Origin of the sequence: Antarcticimicrobium sediminis (genome assembly GCF_004348975.1) — a bacterium.
GTDB classification, from domain to species: Bacteria; Pseudomonadota; Alphaproteobacteria; order Rhodobacterales; family Rhodobacteraceae; genus Antarcticimicrobium; species Antarcticimicrobium sediminis.
The window spans coordinates 64,517-79,336 of sequence record NZ_SMFP01000007.1 but is presented as its reverse complement, the minus strand read 5'-3'; the positions used below and the strand labels follow the sequence as shown (position 1 = coordinate 79,336).

Genomic DNA, 14,820 nt, shown 5'->3' with positions numbered 1-14,820 from the left:
GGGATCACTCCTTGCCGGTGGCGCGGCGGATGGCGGCGCGGAACAGGGTTTCGTCAAAGCTGGCGCGGCGCGCGGCCACGTGTTGATCGGGGCGGATCAGATAGACCGCCGATGTGGCATCGCCCAGATACCGCTCTTTCAGGGCCAGCGTCGGGTCGTCCTTGACCGAGAGCGCCAGCCGCGTGACCTCGATCCCGTCCTCTTCGATCAGGTCCGGGGCTTCGGCGTCGATGGTCAGCAAGGTGAACTTGTCGCCCAGCTTGGGCAACAGGAACCCGTCCTTGAGGGGCGCGTCCGGGCAGGGCGAGCCGGGGCGGGTCCGCTCTGGCCCATTCAGCGCATCCGCCGAATTCAGCGGTGAGCCGTCATAGGTGCATGGCAGGCTGAGGCGACCGGAATTCACCAGCGGGCGGGCAAATTCATAATGCTCGCTCAGGTCCAGCACCGCGTCGCGCAACATCCGCGACATTTCTGATTTCGGCGTGATGAAATCGGTCGAGCGGGTCGAGTTCAGGATGTTTTCCTCGGCCCCGTGGATGCGTTCGTCGTTGTAACTGTCGAGAAGGCTTTCGGGCGCCTTGCCGTCCATCACCAGCTTGAGCTTCCAGATCAGGTTGTCGGTGTCCTGCAGCCCCGAATTCGCCCCGCGCGCGCCAAACGGGCTGACCTGATGCGCGGCGTCGCCGGCAAAGATCACCCGGTCGTGGCGGAACTGCTCCATCCGACGGCACTGGAAGGTATAGATGCTGACCCATTCCAACTCAAATTCGACATCCTCGCCCAGCATCGCCTTGAGCCGTGGGATCACGTTCTCGGGGCGTTTCTCGCGCTCCTTGTCGATATCCCAGCCCAGTTGCAGATCTATGCGCCAGACCCCGTCAGGCTGCTTGTGCAACAGCGCCGATTGTCCCCGGTTGAAGGGCGGGTCGAACCAGAACCAGCGTTCGGTCGGGAAATCGGCGTCCATCACCACATCGGCGATCAGGAAATTGTCCTCGAACACGCGGCCAACGAAATCCTTGCCCAGCATCGCGCGCATCGGCGATCCGGCGCCATCACAGGCAATCACCCAGTCGGCCTCGATATTATAGCTGCCCTCGGGCGTGTCGATCTCCAGCGTCACATGATCGGGGTGGGTGCCGACCGCAGAAACCTTGTTGCGGCCGCGAATCTCGATCGGCGCCCCCTCGGCCTGCAATTCGTGGACCCGCCGGATCAGGAATTCTTCGAAATAGTATTGCTGCAGGTTGATGAAGGCGGGCCGCTGGTGCCCCTCTTCGGGCAACAGGTTGAAATCATAGACCTTGCGGTCGTCGAAAAAAACCTTGCCCATGTTCCAGATCACACCCTTGTCGACCATCGGCTGGCCGCATCCGAGCCGATCAAGGATTTCCAGCGGCCGCTTGGCAAAGCAGATCGCGCGCGAGCCAAAGCTGACCTTGTCGTTGTCATCCAGAACAACCACCTCGATGCCCTGCTGGGCGAGGTCGATGGCCGCAGCGAGCCCGACGGGCCCCGCGCCGACCACGATCGCCTGATGCCGTACAGGGGTGGTCGCGTCCGCATCGGGATGTCGGGCATAGGGGTAGAGTGGTGTTTCAAAGATCTTGTTCATGGGCTTCCTCCCGGTTTGCGCGTTGGGCGCACCTCCTCCGTTTTCCGGCGCGGGGTGCGCCGAAAACCTGTTTGTATCGTCTCGTGGATCCGGCCGGGGCGACAGGATCTGGATCAAGACCGCCCCGGTGTTTTAGCCGAGCCCCTGCCGGGGCCCTGTCCGTTTGCGGCTCAATCGCTCCGCCGGAGCGATTGCCGGTCGGGACTTAGCCTTGCAGCTGCTCCCACATCTCCAGATCACGCTGGGCGGTCCAGATCCGGGGGGTCTCGATGCCGCGGGCCTCGTCAAAGGCGCGGGCGACGTTGAACGGCAGGCAGTGTTCGTAGATCGCGTAGTCGGCGAATTTGGGATCGCATTCGGCACGCACCGCGTCCCATGCCTCTTTCAGCGAGCCACCGCGGGCGGCAACCTTGGCCGCCGGGCGATAGGTGCTTTCGACGAAATCACGGGTGTTTTCGATCGCCGCGTTGACCATGTCCTGACCCACCAGCGCATTGCCGCGGCCCGGTGCGATGGCGTCGACCTCGAACCATTTGATCGCGTCCAGCGTATCGCCCCAATCGGCGAAATGGCCGTCGCCGCAATAGCAGGCCGAGTTGTATTCGACGATATCGCCGGTGAACATCACGTTCTGATCCGGCACATGGATCACCGCATCACCGGCGGTATGGGCGCGGCCCAGATGCATGATGTCGACCCGGCGCTTGCCCAGATAAACGGACATCGATTCGCTGAATGTTGTGGTCGGGTAGGTCAGGCCGGGAATGCTCTCATGACCCTCGAACAGGCGCGGGAAGCGTTGGAATTCGCTGTCCCAGTCTTCTTGCCCGCGTTCGACCACCATGGCACGCGCGGCGTCGGACATGATGATCTGTTGCGCGCCAAAGGCGCTGGCACCCAGCACCCGCACGGCGTGATAGTGGGTCAGCGCCACATGGGTGATCGGCTTGTCGGTCACCGAGCGGACGCATTCGATCACCTTGTTGGCCAGACGCGGGGTTGCCTGTGCCTCGATGATCATAACGGAGTCGTCACCGATGATGACGCCCGAGTTGGGGTCGCCCTCAGCCGTGAAGGCATAGAGCCCTTCGCCGACCTCGGTGAAGCTGATTTTCTTTTCGCTCATGTCCCCTTGGGACGCGAATGCTTTTGCCATGATCTTTCCCTTTTAATTCCAATGGACAACGCCGGGGCGTCGTGATTGCTTTGCGCCATGACTGATGTCCGGCGCCTGCTTCCTTACGGTCTTGTCGTGGCCCTTTTGCTGGCCACGGGCCTGACCCTTTGGGCGATGGGGCGGGGGCTGATTTGTCCCTGCGGCACGATCGAGCTGTGGCACGGCCCCTCTGATCCCGGCCCGAGCAGCCAGTCGCTGTTGGATTGGTACACCCCCAGCCACCTGATGCACGGTATATTGTTCTTCGCCGCGCTCTGGTGGATGGCCCGCGCGATGCCTTTGCGCTGGCGGTTGGTGATCGCCATGGCGGTCGAATGCCTCTGGGAGATTGCCGAAAACACCCCGTGGGTGATCGAACGCTACCGCAGTGCGACCGTCTCGGTCGATTACAACGGCGATGCGGTGATCAACTCCACCGTCGACATTCTGGCCATGCTGCTGGGCTTTGCGCTGGCCCGGCGTCTGCCGGTCTGGGCCAGCGTGGCCCTTGTCGTGGGGTTCGAGGCGCTGACCACCACTCTGATCCGTGACGGGCTGGCGCTGAATATCCTGATGCTGCTCTGGCCGCTGCAATCCGTGCTGGACTGGCAGGCGGGCGGTTGAGCCGGGGATAATCAGCGCAGCCGTCATCATCAGCCCCGTGCGAAAGGATCGGCCAGCGCTGGCAGCACCGTGCCGACGCTATCCCCGAAGCCGATGGTATAGCCGTCGCCTTTGGCCGCACCCTTGAGGGTCAGCGTGTCGTTGTCCTCGATAAAGGTGCGGGTTTCACCGCTGTCCAAGGTGATCGGCTCCTTGCCGCCCCAGCTCAGTTCCAACAGCGATCCGCGTTCGGATTTTTCGGTGCCTGAAATGGTGCCCGACCCCAGCAGATCGCCGGCATTCATCGGGCAGCCCGAGGTGGTGTGGTGGGCGAGTTGCTGCGCGGCGGAATAGTACATTTCCTTGTAGTTGGTGCGCGCAAGCGTGGTGGCGGGCTTGCCTTCGGGGGCGAGCGTCACTTCAAGGTCGATGTCATACAGCATCGGGCCGCAATCCTTGAGGTGGTCCAGCAATTCGACCTCGCGCGCGGGCGTGTCGGTGCGGAACGGTTCAAGCGCGGCCTTGGTCACGATCCACGGGCTGATCGTGGTCGCCGTCGCCTTGGCCTGAAACGGCCCCAGCGGCTGGTATTCCCAAGCCTGAATGTCGCGCGCCGACCAGTCGTTCAGCAGCACATAGCCAAAGATATGATCATCGGCCTCTTGCACGGTGATCGGCCCGTCCGAGGGGGTGCCAACGATGGCGCCCATCTCAAGCTCGATGTCGAAGCGGGCACAGGGGGCCCAGCGCGGCGCGGCATCGTTCGGACCTTTGAGCTGGCCCCAAGGGCGGCGCACCTCGGTGCCGGAAACCACGACCGAAGAGGCCCGACCGTTATAGCCGATCGGAATATGCAGCCAGTTCGGCGGCAGCGCGTTTTCCGCCCCCCGGAACATGGTGCCGACGTTGACGGCGTGATTCTTGCCGGCATAGAAATCGGTGTATTCCGAGACCGCGAAGGGCATGTGCAGCTCAGCCTCGGCCATCGGCACCAGCAGCGGCTCGACCGTGGCGCGTTCGTCCGAGTCTTCGGACAGCAGCGCGGTCAGCCGCGCGCGCAGGGCGGCCCAGACGGCGGGGCCTTCTTCCATCACCTCGTTCCAGAACGGCACGTCGAACAGGGGGATGTCGCTCAGGGTGATCAGGCCCTCGGCCTCGGCGGCGGTCACATCAAGGATGCGATCCCCGATGGCGACGCCGCAATGGGGCTCGTCGTCGTCGCCGGTCGAGAACACGCCATAGGGCAGGTTGTTCAGAGGAAAGGGGCAGTCGGGCGCATTGGCGCTTTCAACCCAGCTTTTCATCAGGGGCATTTTTGATTCCTTGTCGGTCGAGGTGTTGGATTGGCCCCACCCTACGCCGCGGCGTGGGGAGGGGGAAACCCGTCAGGCCTCACTTGGTTCCGGGGGTGCCGTCGAATTTCTTTTCGATATCGCTCCAACAGTCGATGTAATCGTCCTGCATCGGGGCGTCTTTTGCGGCAAATCGGGTCAGATGTTGCGGGAACCGGGTCTCGAACATGAACGACATGGTGTTGTCCAGTTTCTCGGCCTTCAGATCGGCGTTCGAGGCCCCTTCAAAGGCGGTCTTGTCCGGCCCGTGCGGCAGCATCATGTTGTGCAGGCTCATGCCACCGGGAACAAAGCCCTTCGGCTTGGCGTCATACTGGCCATAAATGTTGCCCATCAGTTCCGACATGATGTTCTTGTGATACCACGGCGGGCGGAAGGTGTTTTCGGCCACCATCCAGCGTTCGCGAAACAGCACGAAATCGATATTCGCGGTGCCCGGTACGCCCGAGGGCGCGGTCAGCACGGTAAAGATCGACGGGTCGGGGTGGTCGAACAGGATCGCGCCGACCGGGCAATAGGTGCGCAGGTCGTATTTGTAGGGCGCATAGTTGCCATGCCAAGCCACCACATCCAGCGGCGACTGGCCGATCTGGGTGCTGTGGAACTGGCCGCACCATTTGATGGTCAGGGTCGAGGGCGCCTCGCGGTCCTCGAATGCCGCCACGGGTGCTTTGAAATCGCGCGGGTTGGCCATGGCGTTGGCACCGATCGGGCCGCGCCCCGGAAGCTCGTATTTCTGGCCGTAATTCTCGCAGACAAAGCCGCGGCAGGGCCCTTCGAGCACCTCGACGCGATAGACCAGACCGCGCGGGATGATCGCGATTTCCTTGGGTTCCAGATCAATGATCCCCAGCTCGGTCGCAAAGCGCAGGTGACCCTCCTGCGGCACCACCAACAGCTCGGAATCAGCCGAATAGAAATAGGAATCTACCATCGATTCGGTGACCAGATAGATGTGGCTGGCCATGCCGACCTGGGTGTTGACGTCGCCGGCGGTGGTCATGGTGCGCATGCCGGTAAGCCATGTCAGCTTTTCATCGGTATAGGCGACAGGATCCCAGCGATACTGGCCAAGGCTGACCACATCAGGGTCTACATTGGGGGCTGATTTCCAAAACGGAAGGTCGATCTTGGTGTAGCGGTGCGAATGCTTGACCGAGGGGCGAATGCGATAGGTCCAGGTCCGCTCTGGCGGGTTGGCGGTAAAGGCGGTGCCGGACAGCTGTTCGCCATAAAGACCATAGTTGCATTTCTGCGGGCTGTTCATGCCTTGGGGCAGGGCCCCGGGCAGCGCCTCGGTTTCGAAGTCGTTGCCAAAGCCGGGCATATAGCCCTCGGTGGTGCCGGTGGGCGTTGCCGCCTGCACCATCTGATGCGGATCAGTCGGACGATTCATCGCGCGTTCCTCCTCTTACTGCTTGCTGCGTAGTAGTTGATTTTGTAACTAACAATACGTGATGACAGAAAATTTGACAAAACCCGATGCCGCCGAGGACGATTTCGAGCTGGCCAATTTCCTTCCCTTCCTGCTCAATCAGGCGGCCGAGGAAAGTTCTCTGGCGTTCCAGAACGTGTACAAGAACCGCTACGGGATGCTGCGGACCGAATGGCGGGTGCTGTTCCATATGGGCATGTACGGCCAGATGACGGCAAAGGAGATCGGACAGCGCGCCAAGATGCACAAGACCAAGGTCAGCCGTGCCGTCCAGCGGTTGGCCGAGCGCCGCTTTCTGATCCGGACCCGTGACGCGCAGGATCGCCGCGTGGAACATCTGGATCTGACCCCGGCGGGCGAGGCCGCCTATCGCGATCTGCGCAGCGTCGCGCGGGACTATGACGTCAAGCTGGCGCGCCATTTCACCAGCGGCGAGGTGGCCCTGCTGCGCGCCATGCTGCGGCAACTGGCCGGGATCCGCTAAGTCAACGCTAGCCCGTCGCAGATCCTGTCATATCTGCTATATGCTATTGATCTCTTGCCACTCTCTGCTCGGAACGCCTCATGCCCCTGTCTTGCTCTTCTCATCCCGGAGCCGCCGAACTGTCGGATTGGTTGCTGGCCCGTGGTCTCGATGGCACCGCCCGCGAAGAGCTTTTGATCGGCTATTGCGACAAGCTGGTGGAGATTGGCCTGCCGCTCTATCGGTTGCACGTCACCCAGCGTGCGCTGCACCCTCGGTTCGGGGGCATCGGGTTCGACTGGCTGCGCGGGGACAGCGGCGTGTCACAGCAACGCTATGCCCATTCGGACATATCGCGTCAGGACTGGCTGCAAAGCCCGCTTTTCCAGATCGCATCTTCTCACAAGACGGAGGTGCGCGAGCGGTTGAACGCCCCCGGTCATGTCAGCGCGTTTCCATTTCTCAACGATCTGCGCACGCGCGGCGCGACCGACTATTTCGCCACCGGGCTTCTGTACGAAAAGCCGCCGGAAACCACCAACCTTGATCCGGCGACTTCGCCCGAGGGGATGCTTGCGTCCTGGACCAGCGATCACCCCGACGGGTTTTCCGAGGCCTGCATTGATCTGATTCGCGCCACCTTGCCGCAACTGGGGCTGGCGATGAAATCGACGTCGAACCGACGTATCGCCTATGATCTGCTGGGCACCTATCTGGGGCGGGACGCGGGCAAAAGGGTGCTGTCGGGCGAGATCCAGCGCGGCTCGTTTCAGCGTATCGATGCGGTGATCTGCTATTTCGACCTCAGTGGCTTTACCAGCCTCGCCGAGCGCATTCCCGGCCCCGATCTGATCGCCATGCTCAACGCCTATTTCGGGGTGGTGGTTGACGCCATCCATGCGCGGGGAGGCCATGTCCTGAAGTTCATGGGGGATGGGGTGCTGGCGATGTTCGATCTGCCCGAGGATGGGGTCGCGACCCGCGCCGCGCTGGACACGGTGGCCGATCTCATCAAGCAGATCGAGACGCTCAACCGGGATCGCGTGGCGCAGGACCTGCCCGTCACCGGCTTCACCATCGCGCTACATGCGGGTGAGATTTTCTATGGCAATATCGGGGCTGAAACCCGGCTGGATTTCACCGTGATCGGCCCGGCGGTGAACCTGACCGCGCGGCTGGCCGACATGCATCGCACGCTGGGTCAGAACGTGATCCTGTCCGAACCGATCCGCAATGCGGCGTTGGGCGGGCCGCATGATCTTGTCTCGCTGGGGCGCTATATGCTGCGCGGGGTGTCGCAGCCGCAAGAGCTGTTTACGCTCTATACCGGGGGAACGTGAGGCGGCTCAGAACTTGACCGTGACGCCCGGCAGATTCAGCGATTTCATCATGTCGCGCAATTCCTGCCGTGCGGCGATATTCGAGATGTTCAACTGGCGCACGCCAACATCCTTGAGATCCAGCAGCGTCAGCCCGCGCGGAAACAACTCGCGAAAGATCACCCGTTCGGAAAAACCGGGTGCGACCCGGAATCCGATGCGGTTTGACAGCATCTTGACCGCGCGCTCCATCTTTTCCTTGTTGACCATGCGCTGGGTGCCGACCCGGTTGCGGATCACCACCCAGTCGATCGGTTTCAGCCCGGCTTGTGCGCGCAATTGACGCGCGTTCCAGACCATTTCGGAATAAACCGAGGGGCCGAGGATCTTTTCACCATTGGGATCGGTGCGCGCCAGCAGATCGAAATCAATGAAGCTGTCATTCAGCGGCGTGATCAGCGTATCGGCTAGCGAATGCGCCACCTGGCTCAGGCGTGTGTGCGAACCGGGGCAGTCGATCAGGATAAAGTCGTTATCCCCCTCAAGCCCGGAGATCGCAGCCGAGAGACGATGATCATAGACGTTTTCGCCGGGGTTCAGTGTGGCCGGGTCAATCTCGGGCAGCGCATGCAGGCGGATCTGCGGCAGATCCACCCCGCTTTCCTTGATATAGGCCGCGCGGTTTTCCACGTAACGGCCCATGGACCGCTGGCGCAGGTCCAGATCCAGCGCCGCCACCTTGTGGCCCAGCCGGGCCAGCGCGCTGGCAACATGCATCGAGACGGTGGATTTCCCCGCGCCGCCCTTTTCATTTCCTACAACGATAATATGCGCCATCGTTCCGTCCCCGGCCCTTGTTAGGCTCTAAATTCCCTTGTCAGATACTATATATTGGGGCGGCTGCAAGCAAAACCCCAAAGCGGCGCGGGGAGACATGGCGCTGTGCCTTCTGCGCCGCGTTGTTTTTTATGCGGGTAAAGACGGTGAAGCCCGCCGCCAAAAGCGCCGCTGGCGGGGCGCAGATGCAAAAGCGCCGCCGCTGGGGCCCAGCGACGGCGCTTGCAATGACGTGAAAGGCGGTTGGATCAGAAACCCAGGCCTTCGTATTTTTTCTTGAACTTCGACACGCGGCCGCCGGTGTCCATCAGACGCGAGGAGCCGCCGGTCCAGGCCGGGTGCACCGTCGGGTCAATGTCCAGCGCCAGCTGGTCGCCTTCGGCGCCCCAGGTCGACTTCATCTGCACCACGGTGCCATCGGTCATTTTGACGTTGATCATGTGGTAATCGGGGTGAATATCTTTTCTCATCGCTCCGCTCCTTACGCTTCGGCGCCGGCCGATTTCGGCTTGTAGTTCGACACTTCTGCGATACGGGCCGATTTACCACGACGGGCGCGCAGATAGTACAGTTTGGCGCGGCGAACACGGCCGCGGCGGACAACTTCGATGCTGTCGATGTTGGTCGAATGCAGCGGGAACACACGCTCCACGCCTTCACCGAAGGAAATCTTGCGCACGGTGAACGAACCGGCGATGCCAGTGCCGTTCTTGCGGCTGATGCAGACGCCTTCATAGTTCTGCACACGGGTACGCGACCCTTCGGTCACTTTAAAGCCAACACGGATCGTGTCACCGGCTTTGAAATCGGGAATATCTTTTCCCAAGGCGGCAACTTGTTCCGCCTCCAGCTGTGCGATCAGGTCCATCGCATATACTCCTGAACTGCTCGTGGTTGGTCCACGAAGGTTTGCGCGTCCTCAGAGCTCTCGGTCTTCACCGGGTCCGCTTGTCCCGATAATTCGGGGCGCCCGCCAGAGATCAGGTCGTCTTTACGTATGGTTTCCCGCAGTCCCGGTTCTGGCGGCGGCGGAGAAGAACCCGCCCATGCCCCGGAAAAACAGCAAAAACACCTGAGTCGGATCGCTCCGGTCAGGCTGTCGCTGTCTAGGGGGATTGGCGGGACATTGCAAGACATATGCAAGGCGCCCCGCCGCAGCTTTCCAGCGGCCCGAGATCGGCCCAAGCCCGGCTCGGGCCCAACCCTTATGTGGCCCCTGAAGCGGCTGTGATTACTCGGCGCTCAGATCGGCGAACTTGGCCTCGGGGGCGTTGCGCTTGACCGATTCGATGCCGTTGTCGCGGCTTGATGCGGCCTCATAATTTTCGCTGGTGCCGATCACCTGACCATTGGTGGCCTTGAGGTTGAACCGGTGTTTGCCGGATTTGGTTTCCTTGCGCTCATAGCGCGCATCGGTGGGGGCGTTCTTGCGCACCGAGGCGATACCGTTCTCGGCACTGGCCCGACGTTTATAGCCTTCGCTGGCCAGAATGATCTCGCCGTTGCCCGCTTTCAGGCGAAACCGGAATTCGCCTGCCTTGTCTTTAAAAAGTTCAAACTTGCCTGCCATTGCCCGGCCTCCCGTAATGGATACTACTACATTAACGACTATTCCTCAGGAAAGCCGCGGCTGCAACGGTTGCGTGATCGGGGCCTCATTTCCGGGGTTTATCCCGTTGATAGTCCTGCCACAGGTCCGGCCGCCGGGCTTGCGTGATGCGTTCCGACATCTCGCGCCGCCATTCGGCGATTTTTCCATGGTGGCCGGACATCAACACCTCGGGGATTGCGCGGCCCTTCCATTCGGCGGGGCGGGTATATTGTGGATGTTCCAGCAGCCCGGCGGAAAAGCTTTCCTCTTCGGTCGAGGCCTGATTGCCAAGCACACCGGGCAGCAGCCGCACGGTGGCATCAATCAGCGCCTGCGCCGCGATCTCACCGCCGGTCATCACGAAATCGCCCAGCGAAACCTCCTGCACGCCGTATTCCTCCAGCACCCGCTCATCGACCCCTTCAAAGCGACCGCAGATCAGGGTCACGCCATCGGCGCGGGCCAGATCGCGCATCAGCGACTGGTCCATCGGCCGCCCGCGTGGCGAGAGATAGATCAGCGGCCAGTTCGGCGCGGTGTCCGCCATCGCCTGTTCGATCGCCGGACCCAGCACATCGGTCCGCAGCACCATACCGGCACCGCCGCCCGCCGGCGTGTCGTCGACATTGCGATGTTTGCCGATGCCGAACCGGCGCAGGTCCAGCGTTTCCAACTGCCACAGCCCCTCTTGCAGCGCCTTGCCGGTCAGGCTTTCGCCCAGCACACCGGGAAAGGCAGTCGGGAACAGCGTGATCACCTTGGCTTTCCACACCCCAAAAAGATCAGGTGCGGGGGTGATCAGCTCGCGCGGGGTCAGCGAGGGGCGGATGGTCTTGCGGCCCAGCGATCGGGCGGGGCGGTCGGGGGTGTCAGTCACGGGATGTCTCCTGCGCGGCCTTGAGGATTGCCTGTTTTGCGGCTGCGCGCGCGTCGCGGTCGGTGTAATCGCGGTTCGCCGCCAGAAGTGCAAGCAGAACTGCGTCATCGGCGCGGGTGTTGGCGGGCGGCACCGGCACAAGCTTGCGCTGTACCTCTGCCGGAATGCCGCACAGATCCAGCAGCGGCCCGGCCGGGCCCAGCGGCAGTTCGGCGCAGGCCTCCAGCCAGACAGGGTGAACGGGGCTCGACAGCGCCGCCGCCATGGCATCGGCCGCCGCCGCCAGATCGGCGCCGGGGCCGGTGGAGGCGGCGAAATCGTTCCATTCCTTGGTCATGGACGAGGCTTTGACATGTTCCCAATAGGCGCTGCGCAGCCAGCTTTCGGGGCGGCGCAGGGTCACGCAGACAGAAAGCGGGGTCTCTGGATAGATCTCGGCAGCGATGCGCTCCATTTCCGTGGCCAGCACCGGGGCTGCGGAATAGTCCAGTATCCCCTCGCGCCCCGGCATATGGCCCGCAAGCTCTTCGCTGGACAGGCACAGCACCCGTTTGGGCATCGGCCCGAGCTGCTCCAGCAGGGCGCGGAACCGGCGCGCGAACTTGTCCAGCGTGAACGGATCGCGCCAAGTGGAAAAGCCCCGTGCCGCATGCACCAGATCGCGCATTTCGCCGCGCAACACGATCCGCACCTGCCCTTTCAGCGCCGAGCGGTTGCGTCGCAGCACCTGTTGCAGGCTCGAGGTGCCGGTTTTGTGAAAGCCGGGGTGGATGATGATTGCGCGCGGCATCAGCCCGCCCCGGCCAAAAGCGCGCGTTTCGCGGCCGCAAGCGCCTCCGCGTCCATGTTGCTGCGGTTGAGCCGCAGCAATTCGGCGGTGCAATCGGGCGGCGGTGCGGTATTGGCCGGCGGCTGCGGCTCCAGCGTTGCGCGCAGGTTCTCCGGCAGCTCCAGCAGGTCGAGCAGCGGGGCGAGCGGCCCCAAAGGACGGGCGGCGCTTTGCTCCAATGCCGCGCGGTGGACCGGGCAGGGGGCTACGGAGCGGGCGATCTCATCGACCACGGCGTCCAGATCGGCGGCGCTGCGAAATTTCTGGGCAAAGTCCTCTGCGCTCAAGGTCATACGCATGGCGCGCAGATGCTGGGCATGAACGCTGGCCAGCCAAGCCTGTGGTGCGCGGGTGGAGAAAAAGAACTCCGGCTGCGCCTTGGGGTGCAGCTCGGCCAGCGTCTCGACAATCGCTGCCATCAGCGGCGCGGCTGCGGCATAGGTTTCGACCCCGTGCCGGCCCGGCATGTTGCCGCACAAATCCTCGGCCGAGGTCACCAGAGGGCGCGGGTCGGTGCTGTCCCAACCGGCCATCACCTCGGCCAGCTCATAGTGAAACAGCGCCATGTCGAGCGGATCGCGGCTGGCGGACCACGCCCGCGCACTGCGCCCGGCGGGCATCATCCGATCACGGGGGACAAGCCGCAGATGCGCGGCGAGGGCGCGGCGATTGTGGTGCAGCGCGCGTTGCAGTGTCGTGGTCCCGGTCTTGTGGAACCCGGCATGCAGGATCACCCGCACCGCCCGGCCCCCCAAGCTGGCGCAAAGCCTGCGCGACCGGGGCGGGCGATCATCAGAACAGCCCGTCGGGCGGGTCAGCGATGATGCGTCCGGCCTCCAAATCGACGGTGGGGACTGCCTCGCGGGTAAAGGGCAGCAGCACGGTGGAGTTCGTCCCCGGGGCGGCGATCTCCAACAGGTCGCTGGCGCCATGGTTCTGCACCGATTTGACATGGCCCAGCACCGTGCCGCCGGTGTCCAACACCTCCACGCCGATCAGGTCGGCGTGATAATATTCGTCGTCTGGCAGGGCGGGCAGCCGCTCGCGCGGCGCAAACAGGCGCATCCCGCGCAGCGCGTCGGCCGCTTCCTTGCTGTCCACCCCGCCAAGGCGCGCGGTCAGCCCGTTCGTGGTGCGCCCGGTCAGTCGCACGGTAAAGCTGCGCGTGCCGTCCTCGGTGCTGAGCGGGGCATAACCCTCGATGTCCTCGGGCACCGCGCAAAAGCTTTTGAGCCGCAGCTCGCCGCGCACGCCAAAGGCACCGCCGATGGCGCCGACACAGACCAGGGTATCAACAGGTGAATTCGTCATGGGGCCTCAGCGGATTTCAATGGGCAGGGCGGCGCGTCGGCGCTCCCATCCCTTTTGTTCCAGTTCAGGGGTTTCTGATACAGCTTCCGGGTGTCCTAGGCAAAAATATCCGATCAGATGCCAGCCTTGTGGCACCTCGAGGTCACGGTTCAGCCGCGCCGGGTCAAGAACCGACACCCAGCCCAGACCCAGCCCCTCGGCGCGAAGGCGCAACCAGAACAGGGTGATGGCGCAGGCCACCGAATAGCGGCGCATCTCGGGCATGGAGTGCGCCCCCAACCCGTGGCCCTGGGTGGTATCATCGTCGCAATAAATCGCCAGTTGCACCGGTGCCTCTTGCATGCCGGAAAGTTTCAGCTGGCTATAGAGCTTGGCCCGCGCGCCGGAATAGCCGGCCAGCGCGTCGGTGTTGCTGTCTTGGAAATTCTTCAGGGCAGCATCGCGGGCGGCATCGGTTTCGATGCGCAGGATGCGCCAGGGTTGGCTCAGCCCCACCGAGGGGGCCAGAGCAAAGGTGGCGAGGCAGCGCGCCAGCGCCGCCTCGTCCACCGGATCGCTGCGGAACCGGCGCACATCGCGCCGGAGCCGCATCAGCAGATCGAGCTGGCTGCGAAACTCAGTGGAAAACGCTGTGTCCCGCAGGGGCACGACTTAGTCCTCGGCCGGAGCCTCGGCAGCTTCGGCGGCCTTGGCGGCTTTCTGCTCGGCGCGTTCCTTGGCTTTGGTTCCCGGCTCGCCCTTGTTGGGGTTGCTGCGGGTTTTCTTCTCGATGATGCCGGCAGCTTCCAGCATGCGGGCAACGCGGTCGGTGGGCTGGGCGCCCTTGTCGAGCCATGCTTTGACGGCGTCGACGTCCATTTTCACGCGCTCTTCGCTGTCTTTGGGCAGCAGCGGGTTATAGGTGCCCAGCTTTTCGATGAAACGGCCATCGCGCGGCATGCGGCTGTCGGAGGCCACGATGCGGTAAAAGGGACGTTTTTTCGAGCCGCCGCGGGCCAGTCTGATTTTCATTGCCATGGTGGATTCTCCTTTGATGGCGTTGACCGGGAAAGTCCCGGTTATTTCGGGTGTTTCTCGACCTCTGGGGTCAGTCTTGGTGTTGGCTGATTCAGAGGGTCATTCTTGGTGTTTCTTGTGGTGGCGGATGACTTCATCAATGATGAAGTTCAGGAATGCCTTGGCAAATTCAGGGTCCAGATGGGCCTGTTTCGCAAGGTCTTCAAGCCGTTCGATCTGGGTTGCTTCGCGGGCAGGATCGGACGGGGGAAGGTCGTGTTCGGCTTTCAGTTTCCCGACAGCCTGTGTGTGCTTGAACCGCTCGCCCAGAGTATAGACGAGGATCGCGTCAAGACGGTCGATGCTTTCGCGATGTTCCATCAGGAGTGCTGCGGCGCGGGCGGCGTCATCGGTCATGGGCCGGGGTCCTTCTGCG

18 protein-coding genes are annotated in these 14,820 nt (G+C 62.9%); 3 read left to right on the top strand and 15 right to left on the bottom strand.

Going from position 1 to position 14,820, the window contains the following annotated elements; all coding sequences use genetic code 11:
* Positions 1-4 precede the first annotated feature (4 nt).
* Both E1B25_RS12000 and E1B25_RS11995 read right to left on the bottom strand, forming a co-directional pair.
* Entirely contained in the window at positions 5-1,615 is a 1,611-nt protein-coding gene (locus tag E1B25_RS12000) for an FAD-dependent oxidoreductase (RefSeq protein WP_132829564.1), read from the bottom strand.
* A gap of 205 nt (positions 1,616-1,820) precedes the next feature.
* Positions 1,821-2,771: an MBL fold metallo-hydrolase gene (locus tag E1B25_RS11995; protein ID WP_132829563.1), complete on the bottom strand. Its 951-nt coding sequence runs from the start codon at positions 2,769-2,771 to the stop codon at positions 1,821-1,823.
* A 57-nt stretch (positions 2,772-2,828) separates the two neighbouring features.
* On the opposite strand from E1B25_RS11995, the gene E1B25_RS11990 reads away from it, so the two are divergent.
* On the top strand, positions 2,829-3,395 hold the full coding sequence (locus tag E1B25_RS11990) for a DUF2585 family protein (RefSeq protein ID WP_132829561.1): 567 nt from the start codon (positions 2,829-2,831) through the stop codon (positions 3,393-3,395).
* A gap of 29 nt (positions 3,396-3,424) precedes the next feature.
* Here the strand turns inward: E1B25_RS11990 and fahA are convergent, their stop codons facing one another.
* Positions 3,425-4,687, bottom strand: coding sequence for a fumarylacetoacetase (fahA, locus tag E1B25_RS11985; RefSeq protein ID WP_132829559.1), 1,263 nt, complete (start codon positions 4,685-4,687; stop codon positions 3,425-3,427).
* 79 nt (positions 4,688-4,766) lie between these two features.
* A complete protein-coding gene (hmgA, locus tag E1B25_RS11980) occupies positions 4,767-6,122 on the bottom strand; it encodes a homogentisate 1,2-dioxygenase (protein WP_132829557.1) in 1,356 nt (451 codons plus the stop codon).
* Between the two features lie 61 nt (positions 6,123-6,183).
* On the opposite strand from hmgA, the gene E1B25_RS11975 reads away from it, so the two are divergent.
* Positions 6,184-6,645, top strand: coding sequence for a MarR family winged helix-turn-helix transcriptional regulator (locus E1B25_RS11975; protein ID WP_132829555.1), 462 nt, complete (start codon positions 6,184-6,186; stop codon positions 6,643-6,645).
* Between the two features lie 80 nt (positions 6,646-6,725).
* Positions 6,726-7,964, top strand: coding sequence for an adenylate/guanylate cyclase domain-containing protein (locus E1B25_RS11970; protein WP_132829553.1), 1,239 nt, complete (start codon positions 6,726-6,728; stop codon positions 7,962-7,964).
* A 6-nt stretch (positions 7,965-7,970) separates the two neighbouring features.
* Here the strand turns inward: E1B25_RS11970 and E1B25_RS11965 are convergent, their stop codons facing one another.
* The 11 genes from E1B25_RS11965 to E1B25_RS11915 all read right to left on the bottom strand — a co-directional run bounded on the left by E1B25_RS11965 (position 7,971) and on the right by E1B25_RS11915 (position 14,801).
* Positions 7,971-8,780, bottom strand: a complete 810-nt coding sequence (locus E1B25_RS11965) for a division plane positioning ATPase MipZ (RefSeq protein WP_132829551.1) — start codon at positions 8,778-8,780, stop codon at positions 7,971-7,973.
* Positions 8,781-9,028: 248 nt separating this feature from the next.
* Positions 9,029-9,250: a 50S ribosomal protein L31 gene (gene rpmE, locus E1B25_RS11960; RefSeq protein ID WP_132829550.1), complete on the bottom strand. Its 222-nt coding sequence runs from the start codon at positions 9,248-9,250 to the stop codon at positions 9,029-9,031.
* An 11-nt stretch (positions 9,251-9,261) separates the two neighbouring features.
* A complete protein-coding gene (rplS, locus tag E1B25_RS11955) occupies positions 9,262-9,648 on the bottom strand; it encodes a 50S ribosomal protein L19 (protein ID WP_132829548.1) in 387 nt (128 codons plus the stop codon).
* A gap of 363 nt (positions 9,649-10,011) precedes the next feature.
* Positions 10,012-10,350, bottom strand: a complete 339-nt coding sequence (locus E1B25_RS11950; RefSeq protein WP_132829546.1) for a YegP family protein — start codon at positions 10,348-10,350, stop codon at positions 10,012-10,014.
* Between the two features lie 85 nt (positions 10,351-10,435).
* Positions 10,436-11,248, bottom strand: coding sequence for a tRNA (guanosine(37)-N1)-methyltransferase TrmD (trmD, locus tag E1B25_RS11945; RefSeq protein WP_245510701.1), 813 nt, complete (start codon positions 11,246-11,248; stop codon positions 10,436-10,438).
* Positions 11,241-12,038: a hypothetical protein gene (locus tag E1B25_RS11940; protein ID WP_132829543.1), complete on the bottom strand. Its 798-nt coding sequence runs from the start codon at positions 12,036-12,038 to the stop codon at positions 11,241-11,243. The genes trmD and E1B25_RS11940 overlap by 8 nt, the downstream gene beginning before the upstream one ends.
* Positions 12,038-12,817, bottom strand: coding sequence for a hypothetical protein (locus tag E1B25_RS11935; RefSeq protein ID WP_165937608.1), 780 nt, complete (start codon positions 12,815-12,817; stop codon positions 12,038-12,040). The genes E1B25_RS11940 and E1B25_RS11935 overlap by 1 nt, the downstream gene beginning before the upstream one ends.
* Positions 12,818-12,869: 52 nt before the next feature.
* Positions 12,870-13,388 carry a ribosome maturation factor RimM gene (gene rimM / locus E1B25_RS11930; RefSeq protein ID WP_132829539.1) on the bottom strand — a complete coding sequence of 173 codons (519 nt, stop codon included), beginning with the start codon at positions 13,386-13,388 and terminating at the stop codon, positions 12,870-12,872.
* 6 nt (positions 13,389-13,394) lie between these two features.
* Positions 13,395-14,030 (bottom strand): 5,6-dimethylbenzimidazole synthase, encoded by a 636-nt coding sequence (gene bluB / locus E1B25_RS11925; protein ID WP_425358935.1) that lies wholly within the window; start codon positions 14,028-14,030, stop codon positions 13,395-13,397.
* Positions 14,031-14,039: 9 nt separating this feature from the next.
* A complete protein-coding gene (rpsP, locus tag E1B25_RS11920; RefSeq protein WP_132829535.1) occupies positions 14,040-14,405 on the bottom strand; it encodes a 30S ribosomal protein S16 in 366 nt (121 codons plus the stop codon).
* A gap of 99 nt (positions 14,406-14,504) precedes the next feature.
* Positions 14,505-14,801, bottom strand: a complete 297-nt coding sequence (locus E1B25_RS11915) for a chorismate mutase (RefSeq protein ID WP_132829534.1) — start codon at positions 14,799-14,801, stop codon at positions 14,505-14,507.
* Between the last annotated feature and the right edge of the window lie 19 nt (positions 14,802-14,820).